Origin of the sequence: Leptotrichia buccalis C-1013-b (assembly GCF_000023905.1) — a bacterium.
Classification (GTDB): Bacteria; Fusobacteriota; Fusobacteriia; order Fusobacteriales; family Leptotrichiaceae; genus Leptotrichia; species Leptotrichia buccalis.
In genome coordinates this window covers 2,234,516-2,250,497 of the sequence record NC_013192.1, presented here as the reverse complement: position 1 = coordinate 2,250,497, position 15,982 = coordinate 2,234,516, and the positions used below count along the sequence as shown (strand labels likewise).

Genomic DNA, 15,982 nt, shown 5'->3' with positions numbered 1-15,982 from the left:
AAATTAATTAACTCCAAACTGATCTATATTGGGTAGTCCTCCAAAAAAACCATTCAAATAATCTCTTAAAATATTATCATCCTTTCTTACCCCTTTTATGTCAGAAAGTGAATATAAGGAGCTTCCTTCAAATATTTTATTATTTTCAACAAACCATATCTGATCTCTTCTAAATAAACTTAAATCCAACAATAATAAATTATGTGAAGAAAATATAATTTGAGCATTTTTTTTATTGTGTTCTATAGAATTAAACATTTTTATTATATCGTAAACTAATTTGTAGTGTAGTGTCTCGTCTAATTCATCTATCACTAAAATTCCTCCATTTAATAATAATTTATATATGGGTATAAATAAAGATATTATTTTTTTAGTTCCTGATGATTGCTCAGACAAACTTAAATTATATTTTTCTCCATTATCATTTTTATAAATAAATTCTAAATCGTAAACATCATTTTCTTCTAAACTATCTGATTTTAAAATTTTGGATTTAATAATTTCTACAACATTTAATACATCCTCAGGTAATTTTCTTTTTATTATATTTACATTTTCCATAGGAAAACCAAATCTTTTTAGATAATTTAAAAAATCATCTTTTATTTTTGGAGTTTTGTAAAATAATTTTCCAATTTTTGAAAAATTAATTTCATCATTTGTTAAAATTATTACATCTTCTTTTAGATAATCTATAAACTTTTTTATTTCTTTAGGCATTTTATACTCTATTATTCTTGTCATTACGCTGTCATATTCATTTAAATTTTCATTTATAAACTGCAATGTTGTATCATAATTTGAAAATATTTTTTTGTCGTAAGACATTATTTTATCATTTTCTCTAATATATACTGCCTCTTGTTTTCTTTCATTTATAATATAAAATTTTTCTGAAACAATTTTTTTATTATGAAAATCTATAATCAACAAATAATTATAAATTTCATCATCAATTAAAATATTTATTTCTATTTCTGTATTCTCTTTTTTTTTACTAAGTTTAAAATTATCATCTCTAAATTTTTTTTTGCCTTTAACTAAAAGATAATGTTTAAATGCTCTTAAAATATCAATAAAATTTGATTTTCCACTTGCATTTCCTCCAATTACAACAGCTGATTTTAAAAGTTCCTTTTTGTGATTTTTTTTATTTTGTCGTACTTTTACAGTATTAATATCCTCTAAAATGTCTTTTTTATCTACTTCCATAGAAAATACAGTCTCATTTTTAAACGATCTAAAGTTTTTTACAGTAATATCAATTAACATACTAACGTCTCTCCTTTTCCTATTTTTAATATAAATATAACATAATTTTTTTCTTAAATCAAGTTTTTGTATTTTTTTTACAAAAATGAAAAATAATGTATTATACATCTTCAATTTATTTTTTATATATAAAAATACTATCCTAAAAAACTATTCATTAATTTTATTAGATAGTATTTTATTTTCTGTTAAATATTAATACAGATTTTCATATAATTTTATGAATTTTTTCTTAACATAAATTGCAATATTAATTGTGATATTTTTCATTCTACTTCAAAATAACCACAGTACACCCAATTCCACCTTCATTCTGATTGGCATCCTTAAATTCTGTCACATATTTTGAAGTTCTTAGGTACTCGTGGATTTTTTTTCTTAGAACCATTGTTCCTTTTCCGTGAATTATGTAGATTTCGTGGTAGCCTGTGAGCATTGCTCTGTCCATGTATGTTTCTAATTCTGCGATTGCTTCGTCGGCGTTCATTCCACGTAAGTCGATTTCTCCTCGTACTTGGGAAGTTCGTTTTAATGAGGCAAAGTTTTTGAATTTGTTTGTTTTTTTCTTTTGAATTTTTACAATGTCGTCAGTTGATACAACCAGCTTTAATATTCCCGTTTGTACTTGGATACGGTTGTTTGGCATTATTTTCAAAATTTTTCCATTTTGATTCATTGTTTTTACAAGTACTTCTTCTCCAACAGCAAAATCTACGTTTTGAGTAACAACTTTCTTTTCTTTTACATTTTTCTTTTTATCTGTAATGAATGATTCACGTAGCATATTCAGGCTTCTTTGAGCATTTTTGGCATCTTCTTTTTTAGATTCCTCACTGTTAATTTTGTCAATTAAGTTTTTAGCTTTTGCCTGCATGTTTTTCAAGTAATTGTCAGCTTCCTCGTAGGCACGTTTTATAATTTCATTTTTTTCATTTTCAAGTTTTATCATATTTTGCTCATAAATGCTTTTTTGCTTGTCAAGTTCAGTTCTTGTTGCTTCTAATTGTGCCTGCATTGTTTCCAGCTCGTCATTTTTTTCCTTTATTGATTTCAGCATTTCTTCGACACGCTGATTATCTTCACTTATGTAGCTTTTCGCATTTTCAATTACTTCTTCGCTAATTCCGTATTTTCTTGCAATTATAAGGGCGTTGCTTTCTCCTGGTATTCCTTCCAGCAGTCTGTACGTTGGAGACAATGTTTCCACGTTAAATTCCATTGAGGCACTTTTAATTCCTGTTGTGTTAAAGGCGTATGCTTTTACTTCGCTGTAATGGGTTGTGATTATTGAAGTTACGTGTTTTTTGTTCAAGTAATCAATGATTGCCATTGCAAAAGCAGCTCCTTCCATTGGATCAGTTCCACTTCCCAACTCGTCCATCAGTACAAGCGATTTACTGTTTGCATTTTCAATTATATCTTTTATTTTGCTTACATGCCCTGAAAATGAGGATAAGTTTTGCTCCAGACTTTGTTCGTCCCCAATGTCAGCCAGTACATTGTGAAAATACCCAATTTCAGTTTTTTCATTTGCAGGAATCGGGATACCAGATAATGCCATAATTGTAAGAAGTCCAGCCACTTTTAATGTTACTGTCTTCCCTCCAGTATTAGGCCCTGTGATAAGCATTATATTTTCAGGATTTCCAAGTTCAAAATTAATTGGCACAACTGTATTTTCACCAATTAACGGATGTCTTGCTTCAACCAGCTTCAAATATTCTTTGTTAATAATTTTTGGAACAATACATTTCTTATTAACCGAATAAGTCGTTTTCGCATCAATGAAGTCCAGTCTTTCCAAAATTTCCTTAATTTCCAGAATTTCTTCCTTTTTCGTTTTTACAAGTTCTGTAAGTCTAAGAAGTATTTTTCTAATTTCCTCACGCTCACGAGCCTCATATTCACGCAATTTATTATTTAATGAAACAACATTTAAAGGCTCAATGTAAACTGTGCTTCCTGTTGCAGACCTATCGTGTTCTATTCCTTTAATAAGCCCTTTAAAATCTGTCTTTACAGCAATTACGTATCTATCATTTCTTTGAGTTATTATTCTTTCCTGAATCGCATTTTGCGTACTTTTATTAGAAATTAGCTCATCAAATTTTTCTTTAATATTCGCATTAATATTCTGCTTCTGTCTTCTTACATCACGAAGTCCAATCGAAGCCTCATCTTTTAATACCCCTTCATCATTAATCGCTTCTGAAATAAAGTTCTCAATATCCTTAACTTCCTCAACATCACTAAACAGATTCCAAATCGTTCTATATTTATCCCTAACATTCTTAGCCCTGCTTTTAGAAATTCTAAAAATTGTCAAATTTTTCTTCAGAACTGCCAAATCCTCAGCACTCAAATAAGAACCAATAATATCAATGGAATTCATCATCTTAGTAATATTCGCAAGCCCTGCAAGTTCCAAACCATCATCATACTTATAAAAGTCAATCATCTCCATCATAAGCATAAGTTCCTTATCCAAAACTGACTTTTCCTTTATAATATCAATATCCAGAAACTTTTCTTTTGTTTTTTCTAATCTTGATAAATCAATGAGTTCATTAACTATCTTATAAAATTCCAATACATCATAATTTTTTTCCATTTTCTTTTCCCTCAACATTCTTTTTTTCTTTTATTTAATATTTTAAAAATCCTATATTTTTATTTAAATTATATGAAATAAATTATTGTTAATAAAGATTTTTCCTGATAATTTTATGTTCTTTCTTTTTTATAAAGCAAAGAGGAACATTCGCTATCCCCTTTGCAATTCCCGCTCGTCTAAGCATTTTTTTGAAATAAAAATGAAACTCGCTACGTAAAACTTCGCTCAAACAATCATTTTCACTCCAAAAAAATCACAACATTTTTAATTTAATCCCATAATTGTGATACTAGAAAAGTAAGCAAAATTTCGTTAAAGAAAAAATAACTGTTTGAGATTTTGGAATAAATTTTAAATAATATTTAGTTAATCATGTAAAAATAACCTTTATTCAAAATCGAGTTTTATTTTTTCTTTATAAGAAAGTTTTGCGTAAAGCGTGGGTGCAGGGAGATGGCGTCTGATCTCCCTGCTTAAAATAATTTAAATAATAAAAATAAAAAAATTCACTATGTAAACAAGTCCACTTAAATTAACTAAAATAACAAAATTATTTTTTAAAAATATTTTTTGTAAATTTTTTATATTTTTCTAAAATTATAACACATTTTATAATAATTTAAAATCGCTATTTAATATGAAACGTTTTTATGATATAATTTAAAAAGTAAAATACTAAAAAAATAAATAATTTAAACAATAAACACAATTACTATATATAGAAAGAGAGTGTGAATTAAATGAATCCTAAAAATTTACCAATAACTCCTCTATCGTCAGTTAAACTTGACGAACGTCAGGAAAATTTGCTTTCTCATAATAGACTGTTTGCAAATCTTTTAGGTGAAACAATTTTTAGATATGCAGGTTTACATATTTATGAAGTTACTGAAAAATTAAAAGAGGCTTCTATCAAATATTATGAAACAAAGAATCAGGAAGCTAGAAAAAACTTGTCATCTTTTTGTTCAGATCTTACTGATGTAGAAATTTTACGTGTAATAAGAAGTTTTTCAATTTTTGCGGCACTTGCCAATATTGCCGAAGATGTGTATCAGACTCACGAGCAGCGATATGCGAAAATTTCTAACAAGTTACAAATCGGAACTCTTGAAAAATCATTGCAAAATTTGAAAGAAAAAGGTATCAGTCAGGAAAAAATATTGAAAGCTATGGAAAAAGTTTCAATTGTTCCTGTTTTAACAGCACATCCGACACAAGTTCAAAGAAAAAGTATTTTGGATTTGACAAAAAAATTAACTGATATTCTGGACAAATATGAAAATGTAAAATCTAATCAAATTGATGAAAATAAATGGTTAAATGACTTAAGTCGCGGTATTCAGATTTGGTGGCAAACTGCGATGCTACGTGCGACAAAATTACGTGTGACAGATGAAATAAGCAATGCACTAAGTTACTACAATATTACGTTTTTTAATGAAATTCCTGCACTAATGAATAAATTTCAGGAAATTTCAAAGGCATTAGGATATTCAGAAATGAAATCTCAAGCTCTTGTGCCGCTGACAATGGGAATGTGGATTGGTGGAGACAGGGATGGAAATCCTTATGTTACAGTAGATACTTTGGAACAGTCTGCACAGGATCAGGCTATAAAATTATTTCAGCACTATTTTAACGAAGTACAGGAAATTTACCGTGAGTTATCAATGTCGGTATCTTTATCAAACGTAACACAAGAATTGCAAAAATTGGCAGAAGCTGCAGGAGAAGTTTCACCGCACCGTACTCGTGAACCGTATCGCCGTGCCTTGACAACAATAAGAGACCGATTGCTCGCAACAGCTTATAATCTTTGTGATTATTACCGTGATTTATTGCCTCCGAAAAGAGAAAATGGACTTGACATACCTTATAAATTAGTTAGTGAATTTACAGATGATCTGGTAACTGTAGCAGAATCTTTGAAAAAAAATAATAGTGAATTTTTGGCAAAAGGAAAGTTGACAAACTTAATAAGTGCAACAAAAATATTTGGATTTCATCTTGCAACGATTGATTTAAGACAAGATTCCAGCGTTCATGAAGTCTGTGTAGCAGAACTTCTAAAAAGTGCAAATATTTTAGAAGATTATTTAAGTTTATCAGAAAATGCTAGATGTGAAATTTTATTAAGAGAACTTGAATACGATCCGAGAATTTTAAGTGATTCTACTATTCCTCAAAGTGAAACATTAGCTTCGGAGCTTGCAATTTTTAGAAAAACAAAATCATTAAGAGATCGTTTTGGAAATAAAATTATTGAAAAAAATCTAATTTCTCATACCACAAGCGTTTCTGATATGCTAGAAATAGCAATTTTACTAAAAGAAGCTAACCTTGCAAAAGGTTACAATGGGAATGAGTTCTGTGATTTACAAATCGTACCGCTTTTTGAAACAGTAGAAGATTTAATTGCTGCCCCAGATATTTTGAGAAAATGGTTTAATTTGCCGTTAGTACAAAAATGGATGGAAAAAAACGGAAGAAAACAGGAAGTTATGCTGGGATATTCAGATAGTAACAAAGATGGTGGATATTTAAGCTCAAGCTGGTCTTTATATAAGGCACAAAAAGAGCTAACTGCTATCGGACGTGAATTTGACGTGGAAATTTCATTCTTTCATGGACGTGGTGGAACTGTCGGACGTGGTGGTGGTCCAAGTTACGAAGCTATTTTAGCACAGCCTGAAGGAAGCACACACGGAACAATCAGACTTACAGAACAGGGAGAAGTAATCGGAGCAAAATACGGAAATCCTGATTTAGGATTTAAAAATTTAGAAGCACTAGTTTCTGCAGCTTTAGAATCCTGCGCCTTGACAACTGAAGATGCAAACTGGGAAGAATACGAGCAGATTATTGAAGAAGTTTCAAATTTAAGCTATTATGCCTACCGTGATTTAGTTTATAATACTGAAGGTTTTTCAAACTTTTTCTTTGAAGTTACTCCGATAAACTTTATTGCAGGGCTAAATATAGGTTCAAGACCTTCTTCGCGTAAAAAAACTCAGACATTAGAAAGTTTAAGAGCGATTCCATGGGTATTTTCGTGGTCTCAGGCAAGAATAATGCTGCCAGGATGGTATGGTGTCGGAACTGCTTTTACAAAATGGATTGATAATAATGATGAAAAGCTGGAAATTTTACAAGAAATGTATAATGAATGGCCATTTTTCAAATCAACAATTTCAAATGTTGAAATGGTTCTTTCAAAATCAGATTTATCAATTTTTCGTGAATACGTAAAACTTGCAAGTGATCAGGAAACTGCACAAAGAATTTTTAAAGAAATAGAAAAAGAATGGATCTTGACAATTGATATTTTGAAAAAAATTACAAAAAAAGATGTTCTTCTTGCAGATAATCTAGAACTTGTCAGCAGTTTAAGAAACCGTTTGCCATATTTCGATTCAATGAACTACTTGCAAATTGAGCTAATAAAACGTTCAAGAGCTGGAGATAATTCTGAAGAACTTAGAAAAGCAATCCATATTTCAATAAATGGACTGGCAACAGGACTTCGTAACAGTGGATAATAAAAATTAAAATTAGTTAATTTTTATCAATTTTGATTAAAACATAATTTTTAAAAGGGGCATTAGCCTCTTTTATGCTTTTATTTACATAAAACATAACAACCTAATTTAAATTTCCATAAAAATACGGGTAAGAATTGTATATCCATTAAAATAAAGATTCGGAGTAATATAAAAAAATTTTAATTCAAATTTTGGAGGTAATGTGCTAAAATCATTGTAGGAGGAAATTTTATGTATAAGGCTGTTGTAAGTGATCTGGATGGGACGCTTTTGAATGAAGAGCATAAGGTTAGTCCGTTCACAAAGGAAACGATTGAATTGTTACTGGAAAAAGGGATAAAATTTTATATTGCAACTGGACGAGGTTATGTTGGAGCAAAGGAAATAATGGACGAAATTGGATTGAAGATTCCTTTGATTACGTCAAACGGTGCCAGAATTATAGATGAAAATGGAGTAGAAATTTACGTCAACAATATTGAGCAGAAATATGTGGATAAAATTTTTTCAATTGACTATAAATCATTTGATAAAGGAATAATTTTAAATGGGTTCTCGGGCAATCATTGGTACGTAACAGAAGATGCCAGAGATTATTTTTATACACAAAAACCAAATAGAAAGCAATATCCAGAGCAGATTGACTGGAAAGACTTTGAAAAACTTGCTTTTACAAAAATATTTTTTCTGGGCGAACACGAAAAATTGCTGAAAATTGAAAAGGAAGTCCGAAAAGTTACAAATGGGGAAGTTAATATCGTATTTGTAAATGAGAAAAGTCTGGAGATTTTTTCAAAAGACTGCGATAAGGCTGTGGCTGCAGGTTTTTTACTGCTACGAGATGGATTAACATTGCAAGATGCTGTTTCATTTGGAGACGGATTTAACGATTACGATTTAATAACTCAGACTGGACTTGGATTTGCGATGAAAAATTCGATTTACAGATTGCTTGAAAAACTAACGGATACTGAAATTGTTGGAAGTAATGCAAGCGATGGAATGGCTAAGAAAGTAAGGGAAATTTTTAATCTTTAAGAAAACATTTTAATAAATAAAAATAAGAAAGGGAAGGTAAATAAATAATGAACAAAGTAGCATTAGTTGTAGACGATACATCTTATATTAGGGAAGATATAAAAGATATTCTAGAGGATCAAGGATACAAGGTATTTGAAGCAAGTGACGGACTAGAAGCTGTGGAAATGTATAAAAAAGTAAATCCCACAATTGTAACAATGGACATAAATATGCCAAGAATGCATGGATTAAAAGCCACACAAGTCATTACCGACTTTGACAAGGACGCTAAGATTATGATATGCAGCACAATGGTTATATTTCCAAACTATATGAAAATGGGAAAAGAAGCTGGAGCAAAGGCATTTTTATCAAAACCTTTTGATGAACAGGAATTTATGAATGAATTTTCAAAATTATTTTTATAAAAAATTTTTCATCTAAAGAATATAAATAAAAAAATTATTTAACATAAAAAGAAGGAGAAAAAATAAAATGTTTAAGGCTATTGTAAGTGACTTGGATGGTACGCTTTTAAATGCAGAACACAAAGTAAGTGAATTTACTAGGGAAACAGTGAAATTGTTATTACAAAAGGGGATTAAGTTTTATATTGCAACTGGGAGAAATTATTTGGGAGCAAAAGAGGCTATGGATGAGCTTGGGGTAAAAATTCCGTTGATTACTTCACATGGCTCTGCTGCTTTTGATGAAAATGGAAATGAGATTTTTTCAAATAGGCTGAAAAGAGAATATTTGGACAAGGTTCTTAATATTGATTATAAAGCGTTTGGGAAAGATATTATTATAACTGGGTATTCTGGACCAAACTGGTTTGTTACTGAAGATTTGAGAGAATATTTTTATAATAAAAAACCGGATAGAACTAGATATCCAAAACAGATTACTCCTAGCGAATTTAAAAAACATGATTTTGCAAAAATATTTTTTCTTGGGGAAGATCACGATGAACTTCTGGAATTAGAAAATGAGATAAAAAAAGTGATCGGAGAGGAAAACATAAGCCTTTTATTTGCAAATGAAGGAAGTCTGGAAGTTTTTCCTGCAGATTGTAACAAAGCGAAAGCGGCAGAAGTGGTGCTGGAAAGAGATGGACTTACATTAAAAGATGCTGTTTCATTTGGGGATGGGCTGAATGACTATGAATTGATAACAGAAACTGGGCTTGGATTTGCAATGGAAAATTCGATTTATTTATTGCTTGAGAAATTGACAGATACGGAAGTTATTGAAAGCAATGCAAATGATGGAATGGCAAAAAAAGTTCGAGAGATATTTAATTTATAAGATTGAAGAAAGAAGGAAAACTTATGTATAAAGCGGTTATTAGTGACTTGGATGGAACTTTGCTAAGCAGAGGGCATCACGTTACTAAATTTACTAAAAATGTAATAAAAAAAATAATAAAAAATGGAATAAAGTTCTATATTGCTTCAGGCAGAAGTTATGATCAAATTGGATATGTAACTGAACAGCTTGAAGTGAAAATTCCGATTATAGCAGCAAATGGGGCAAGAATTTTTGACGCAGACGGAAATATGATTTATGAAAAGGGATTATCAAGCAAAGCGGAAAAAGCAATATTGGGACTTGATTACGAAAACATTGCTGAAGGTTCACATCTAAACATCTTTTCAGGAAATGACTGGATTATTACAAAGGGAACCGCTCAAAAAGTGTATGATAGGATTTCGAGAGATGTAAAAGTTGACTTTAAGGAAGTTCCAAAAGATGAATTAGAAAACTTGGATATATTAAAAATATTTTACATTGGAGACCATGAACAGCTTACCAACTTGGAAAAAGCTATCTTGAAAATAACAGACGATGTAAATGTCATTTTTGTCAGCGATTATTGCATGGAAATTATGGCAAAAGGTGCAAACAAAGGGGCAGCGGCAAAATTTCTGCTAGAAAGGGAAGGCTTGGAATTAAAGGATGCAGTAGCTTTTGGAGATGGAGAAAATGACTTTGAAATGCTTACAATGGTTGGAAAAGGTTATGCAATGGGGAATTCCATCGACAGACTAAGAAAACTGCTACCAAAAGATTTTGAATATGTAGGAGCAAATACGGAAGACGGGGAAGCTGTGAAATTACAAGAGTTATTTTTGGAAAGAGCGAAGAATATTTAATTATGGCTTTGAGTAAATGAGCATAATAAATAATGTGAATAGAATAGTTGACATTATAGTTTAGTTGTACTATAGAAGTGGTTATTTTTTTGATTTATTTCAAAAAATAGAAAGGAAAACAATGGAAACAAAATTAAAAATTTAACTAAAAAGTTGCTTAAACTCTAGTTTCAGAAATAATGAAATTTATAATTTAGTCTTGAAAAAAGAGTTTAAGTTTATGTTAAAATAATACAAATTAATTTTACTTAGTAGAAATCGCATCCACATCATACTGTTTTCCCAGCTCAACTTGAGAATTATTCTTCAAGTCATAATAAGCCGCAACTCCTATCATAGCCGCATTATCAGTACAATATTCCATTTTGGGAAAATGAACTGCGATTTGTTCGTTTTTGTCAGTTTTAATATTTGTAAATTCTGAAAATTTCTCACGAAGCCTTTTGTTGGCAGAAACCCCACCTGCAACGAGTATAGTTTTCACATCTTTTTCCTTTACAGCCATCAATATTTTATCATACAAAACATTTACAATAATTTCCTGAAGAGATTTTGCAATATCTTCTTTTGAAATAGCATTACCCTTCATCTTTTGGTTATTTACATAATTAGTTATAAAAGTCTTTATTCCACTAAAACTGAAGTTGTAGCCGTCAACTTTTGGTTTTTTTATTTTTAAAATATCTTCTCCATTTATTGACAATTTATCTATATGCGGTCCTCCTGGATAGTCTAATCCCAATATTCTTGCAATTTTGTCATAAGTTTCTCCAACGGCATCATCCAATGTTTCACCGAGTAAATCAGTAATTATTTTTCCATTTTCTTCGTAAATATAATACAAGTTTGTATGTCCACCTGATACAACTAGTGATATTGCAGGTAATTTTACATCGTTATCAATAAAACTTGAAAAAATATGTCCGTTAATGTGATTTACTGGAAGTAGTGGAATGTTGTTGGCATAACTCAAGGATTTTGCGAACATCAAGCCTACAAGCAGAGAGCCGATAAGCCCGGGAGTATTTGTTACAGCGATGTAGTCAATATCGCTTAATTCACAGTTTGCTTTTTCCAGAGCTTCAGTAAATACTGGTAAAATATTCTCAATGTGATGCCGTGAGGCAATTTCAGGAACTACCCCTCCAAATTCCTTATGAATATCAATCTGAGTGGAAATAATATTGCTTAAAATCTTTTTACCGTCTTCTACAACTGCAACGGAAGTTTCATCACAGGATGTTTCAAATGCAAGTATTTTCATGGTTTTCTCTCTTTCTTATTTTCGTTTTTCATTTTTTTCTTCAATTTTTAATTGTCATATTCCTCGACAATTTTGTCAAATACAGTTTCTACCAAAATTCCCATCATACAATCTACATATTTCTTAGGAAATTTGTCATCTCCATAAAGTGAATGTGGCGGACAGTTTGGATTATTTAGCAAAAATGTACTTTTTTCAAAAGAAAATAATTTTGGATCAGTTGGACCAAAAAATACAAAAGTTTTCGCTTTTACGGCTCTAGCTATATGGAAAGGGCCTGAATCATTTACAACAGCTATTTTTGAATATTTTAATAATATTCCACTTTCCTTAAAAGAAATTTTCCCGCACAAATCAATCACTCGTCCGTCTTCATCAGCTTTTACAACATTTGCATCTTCTTTTCCACCAATCACAAAAATTCTTAATTTTTCATGATTTTTTACAAATTTACTTTCATTTTCGAGAATTTTTTTTGCCAGTTCATTATAATAAGGCCACTTTTTCGTAAATTTAGAGGCTCCAGGAGCTAGCACAAAATAACTCCCATCTTTCAAATCATATTTTTGTACAAATTTTTTTTCCATTTTTTTATCAATATAAAATTCCAGATTATCCCCAAGACCATTTTTTATATTTTTATCAGAAAAACTTATTCCCAGTTTTTTCAATGCCGTAAAATAACTCTCAACAATCGTACAATCTGCATTATACGTAATAAGTTTCGCTTTTACAAGTATAGTTTTCCACCATTTTCTCTTTTTATATCGGTAATACTGAGTATTCTTGTTTTCAAGGCTTTTTCCAATAATTCTGGAGAGAAATTTGGAATGTAAATCAATAACATAGTCATAATTCTCTATTTTCAGCTTATTTATCGTATCTTTTATATAATTTCTATCCTTGCTTTTCTTTTTATCAAAAATTACCAAATTTCTAATTTCAGGATTCAAGGAAATTGCCTCAGAAAAAGTATTATAAACTATAAAATCTATTACAGCCTCTGGATACTTCTCCTTAATTGCCCTTATCACTGGAGTTGTAAGCACTACATCCCCAAATGAACTAAATCTTATTATTAATATTTTCATATTTTTCCTCTTCTAAAATTTGGTATTTCACTCAATTCCTTTAATATCAAAATAAATTAAGTAAAAGATTTGAGTAAAATAGCCATAAGTTTTTAAGTTTTATTTTATTATATATTTTATAATTTAAAACTATTATTAGTCAAGTGTTTTTCATTGTATGCTCGAATTTCTTTAATATTAAACCAATAAAATCAAATAATGTTCGGATTTGAGTAAAAAAGTCATAACTTTCAAGTTCGATTTTAAAGTGCATTATTATAAAACAAAAAAAATGCAGTCAATAAACTAACTACATTTCAATAATTTTTAAACTAATCTGTCAAATGTCTGAATAACTGGAGCATCTTCACACATTTCTACTAATAATGGTACAATTCTAGTAAAATGCTCGCTTGAATTATGCTTTTCAATAGCTTCGTTAGACTTCCATTCTTCAACAAATACCAAATAATTTTCTCTTTCTGTATTTTGCTGCAAATGATAGGAAACACATCCTTCTTCCTTACGGCTTTCTTCTATAAGTTCATTACAAAGTTTGATAAAATCAGACAATTTATCATTTTTTACTTTAAAACCTGCTAATATATGAATCATAAATTGCTCCTCTCTAAAATTTTTTATTAAAAATATTATTTATAAAAAAAAATACCTACAATAATCGCAAGTATAACTTAATTAATATGGTGGTGCCTAGAAGAAGATTCGAACTTCCGACCCTACGGGTATGAACCGTATGCTCTAGCCAACTGAGCTATCTAGGCATTTGGTGGCGGGAGCTGGATTTGAACCAACGACCTTCGGGTTATGAGCCCGACGAGCTACCATACTGCTCTATCCCGCGACAATAGAATATTTTTAAGTGGTGCCTCGGGCCGGACTTGAACCGGCACGGGATAAATTCCCACAGGATTTTAAGTCCTGTGCGTCTACCGATTTCGCCACCAAGGCTTAACTTACTTAAAAGTAAACTTACAAATAACATTATATAGTATTTTTCTAAATTTGTCAACAACTTTTTTTCTAGATTTTTTTGTGCTAAAGTGATAAAATATATTATAAAATAAATTTAAGAATTCTAGGATTTTTAGAAAAGGAAGAGAGTGTGCAAAATGTATAAAATATTTAAAGATACAGAGTACAAAGTGCTTAAAGATGGGAAAAAATTTGAAATAAGAGGTATTGAGTATGATTCACGAAAAATTGAGAAGGATTTTGTATTTGTGGCGATGACGGGAAGTGCTGTGGACGGGCATAATTTTATTCAAAATGCAGTTGACAACGGAGCAAAAATGATTATTTGTGAAAAAGAAGTGGATGTGAAGCAATATACAAATACTACTGAGATAACTTTCGTTTTAGTGGAAGATATACGAAAAAAATTGGGAATAATTGCTTCCAATTATTATGATTATCCGCAAAATAAGATAAAAATTGTTGGAATTACAGGAACAAACGGAAAAACTACTTCAAGTTTTATTTTAGAAAATATCTTGGAAAAAACGGCTAGAATAGGCACAACTGGAAATCGTATTTTAGATGAAGAATTCCAGACAGTAAATACAACTCCTGAATCACTGGAACTAATAAAATTAATTGACAAAAGTGTAAAAAAAGGTGCAGATTACTTTATAATGGAAGTTAGCTCGCATGCTTTGGAAATTGGTCGTGTGGATATGCTGCAGTTTGATTCTGCCATATTTACAAATTTAACTCAGGATCATCTTGATTTTCACAAAACGATGGAGAATTATTTTAATGCCAAGAAAAAAATGTTTTCAATGTTGAGAAATAATAACAGTCAGGGTGTAGGTGTAATTAATATTGATGATGAATATGGAGCAAAAATTTATTCTGAAAAAAAAGATAATAACTATATTTCAATAAGTGTGAGAAATGAAAATGCTGATATTTGGGGCGATATTTTAAATTACACAAATAATGGCATGAAAATAAAAATAAATTTAGAAAATTATTTAGAAAAAAATAAACATAATTTAAAAAATTCGGATGGTGAATATAAGTTTGAGATAAATTTAATTGGAGAATATAACTTATATAATGTATTAGGATGCGTTGCTTCTGCATTATCACTTGGAATTGAAATGAGCGTTATTGTAGAAAAATTAAAGGAAATGCCTGTAGTGCCTGGTAGATTTGAAACAATAAAAAATGAGTTGGAAGCAAGAATTGTAGTAGATTTTGCCCATACAGATGACGGACTTTTAAATATTGGAAAAACTTTAAAGCAGATTACAGATAAGCGAGTAATAACAATATTTGGTGCAGGTGGAGACAGAGATCACGAAAAACGCCCAAAAATGGCAAAAGCGGCTGCAAAATTCAGTGATTATATTATTCTAACATCAGATAACCCGCGTACAGAAAATCCCGTAAATATTTTAGCAGATATAGAAAAAGGGTTAATTGATGAAAAATATCCATTTGACAAGTATTTAATTATTTCCGACAGGGAAAGAGCAATAAAATATGGTATAAAAATGCTAGAAAAAGACGACAGTTTGTTAATCGCAGGAAAAGGGCATGAAACTTATCAGATAATTGGAACTGAAAAGACGCATTTTGATGACAGGGAAATTGTGAGAAAAATTTTGGAAGAAATGAAATAATGTATAAAGGATATATTTTTCATACTAAACCCCGTTTAAAAATGAGAATAAATTCTTAGACGAGCCAGGGTTGCAAGGGAAATGGCAACTGATTTCCCTTGATTATATCAAATAAAAAGAAAAAATATAAAATTATGAAAAACATTTATTAATAATAATCAGTTTTTCAAAATCTGAATAAAAATCCCTTATACGAATACTTAATACTATTCTCCGTTTAAATAGCGAATGTTTAATAAATTTTGAATTACATACTATTTAGTAAGGAATTAAAACTTTTGGTCCTTAACATAGTTTCTATTTTATAATGGGATTTAGTATTGGATTATTTTATTTAATATCAGTTTTTTACTATTTTTATTCGTTTTTTCTTTTTTTTCGCAGGATTGC

The 15,982-nt window shown here is 30.0% G+C and carries 11 protein-coding genes and 3 tRNA genes; 6 read left to right on the top strand and 8 right to left on the bottom strand.

The window, feature by feature from the left end; translation table 11 throughout:
• Positions 1 to 3: 3 nt before the first annotated feature.
• Positions 4 to 1,275 carry an AAA family ATPase gene (locus LEBU_RS11620; RefSeq protein WP_015770300.1) on the bottom strand — a complete coding sequence of 424 codons (1,272 nt, stop codon included), beginning with the start codon at positions 1,273 to 1,275 and terminating at the stop codon, positions 4 to 6.
• A 271-nt stretch (positions 1,276 to 1,546) separates the two neighbouring features.
• The gene (locus LEBU_RS10495) at positions 1,547 to 3,886 is read right to left on the bottom strand and encodes an endonuclease MutS2 (RefSeq protein WP_015770299.1); all 2,340 of its coding nucleotides are present in this window, start codon (positions 3,884 to 3,886) and stop codon (positions 1,547 to 1,549) included.
• Between the two features lie 743 nt (positions 3,887 to 4,629).
• On the opposite strand from LEBU_RS10495, the gene ppc reads away from it, so the two are divergent.
• From ppc to LEBU_RS10470, 5 genes are all read left to right on the top strand, one after another.
• Positions 4,630 to 7,431: a phosphoenolpyruvate carboxylase gene (ppc, locus tag LEBU_RS10490; RefSeq protein WP_015770298.1), complete on the top strand. Its 2,802-nt coding sequence runs from the start codon at positions 4,630 to 4,632 to the stop codon at positions 7,429 to 7,431.
• A gap of 234 nt (positions 7,432 to 7,665) precedes the next feature.
• Complete coding sequence (locus tag LEBU_RS10485; protein WP_015770297.1) at positions 7,666 to 8,472, top strand: Cof-type HAD-IIB family hydrolase; 807 nt, start codon at positions 7,666 to 7,668, stop codon at positions 8,470 to 8,472.
• 47 nt (positions 8,473 to 8,519) lie between these two features.
• Entirely contained in the window at positions 8,520 to 8,882 is a 363-nt protein-coding gene (locus LEBU_RS10480) for a response regulator (protein WP_015770296.1), read from the top strand.
• Positions 8,883 to 8,949: 67 nt separating this feature from the next.
• Positions 8,950 to 9,762 (top strand): HAD family hydrolase, encoded by an 813-nt coding sequence (locus LEBU_RS10475; RefSeq protein ID WP_015770295.1) that lies wholly within the window; start codon positions 8,950 to 8,952, stop codon positions 9,760 to 9,762.
• 23 nt (positions 9,763 to 9,785) lie between these two features.
• Positions 9,786 to 10,610, top strand: coding sequence for a Cof-type HAD-IIB family hydrolase (locus LEBU_RS10470; protein WP_015770294.1), 825 nt, complete (start codon positions 9,786 to 9,788; stop codon positions 10,608 to 10,610).
• A gap of 244 nt (positions 10,611 to 10,854) precedes the next feature.
• On the opposite strand, the gene tsaD is transcribed toward LEBU_RS10470, so the two are convergent.
• The 6 genes from tsaD to LEBU_RS10440 form a co-directional block, all read right to left on the bottom strand.
• Entirely contained in the window at positions 10,855 to 11,874 is a 1,020-nt protein-coding gene (gene tsaD, locus LEBU_RS10465) for a tRNA (adenosine(37)-N6)-threonylcarbamoyltransferase complex transferase subunit TsaD (RefSeq protein WP_015770293.1), read from the bottom strand.
• 47 nt (positions 11,875 to 11,921) lie between these two features.
• Positions 11,922 to 12,965: a glycosyltransferase family 9 protein gene (locus LEBU_RS10460; protein WP_015770292.1), complete on the bottom strand. Its 1,044-nt coding sequence runs from the start codon at positions 12,963 to 12,965 to the stop codon at positions 11,922 to 11,924.
• 306 nt (positions 12,966 to 13,271) lie between these two features.
• Positions 13,272 to 13,559, bottom strand: coding sequence for a putative quinol monooxygenase (locus LEBU_RS10455; RefSeq protein WP_015770291.1), 288 nt, complete (start codon positions 13,557 to 13,559; stop codon positions 13,272 to 13,274).
• A 90-nt stretch (positions 13,560 to 13,649) separates the two neighbouring features.
• A tRNA-Met gene (locus LEBU_RS10450) sits at positions 13,650 to 13,726 on the bottom strand.
• 3 nt (positions 13,727 to 13,729) lie between these two features.
• Positions 13,730 to 13,806, bottom strand: a tRNA-Met gene (locus LEBU_RS10445).
• 19 nt (positions 13,807 to 13,825) lie between these two features.
• A tRNA-Leu gene (locus LEBU_RS10440) sits at positions 13,826 to 13,913 on the bottom strand.
• Between the two features lie 161 nt (positions 13,914 to 14,074).
• Between LEBU_RS10440 and LEBU_RS10435 the strand changes: the two genes are divergently transcribed.
• A complete protein-coding gene (locus tag LEBU_RS10435; protein ID WP_015770290.1) occupies positions 14,075 to 15,592 on the top strand; it encodes a UDP-N-acetylmuramoyl-L-alanyl-D-glutamate--2,6-diaminopimelate ligase in 1,518 nt (505 codons plus the stop codon).
• Positions 15,593 to 15,982: the final 390 nt, after the last annotated feature.

Excerpts from the sequence above, each read along its gene's own strand:
- LEBU_RS11620 (WP_015770300.1), bottom strand. The coding sequence starts at position 1,275 with ATGTTAATTGATATTACTGTAAAAAACTTTAGATCGTTTAAAAATGAG.
- LEBU_RS10495 (WP_015770299.1), bottom strand. The coding sequence starts at position 3,886 with ATGGAAAAAAATTATGATGTATTGGAATTTTATAAGATAGTTAATGAA.
- ppc (WP_015770298.1), top strand. The coding sequence starts at position 4,630 with ATGAATCCTAAAAATTTACCAATAACTCCTCTATCGTCAGTTAAACTT.
- LEBU_RS10485 (WP_015770297.1), top strand. The coding sequence starts at position 7,666 with ATGTATAAGGCTGTTGTAAGTGATCTGGATGGGACGCTTTTGAATGAA.
- LEBU_RS10480 (WP_015770296.1), top strand. The coding sequence starts at position 8,520 with ATGAACAAAGTAGCATTAGTTGTAGACGATACATCTTATATTAGGGAA.
- LEBU_RS10475 (WP_015770295.1), top strand. The coding sequence starts at position 8,950 with ATGTTTAAGGCTATTGTAAGTGACTTGGATGGTACGCTTTTAAATGCA.
- LEBU_RS10470 (WP_015770294.1), top strand. The coding sequence starts at position 9,786 with ATGTATAAAGCGGTTATTAGTGACTTGGATGGAACTTTGCTAAGCAGA.
- tsaD (WP_015770293.1), bottom strand. The coding sequence starts at position 11,874 with ATGAAAATACTTGCATTTGAAACATCCTGTGATGAAACTTCCGTTGCA.
- LEBU_RS10460 (WP_015770292.1), bottom strand. The coding sequence starts at position 12,965 with ATGAAAATATTAATAATAAGATTTAGTTCATTTGGGGATGTAGTGCTT.
- LEBU_RS10455 (WP_015770291.1), bottom strand. The coding sequence starts at position 13,559 with ATGATTCATATATTAGCAGGTTTTAAAGTAAAAAATGATAAATTGTCT.
- LEBU_RS10435 (WP_015770290.1), top strand. The coding sequence starts at position 14,075 with ATGTATAAAATATTTAAAGATACAGAGTACAAAGTGCTTAAAGATGGG.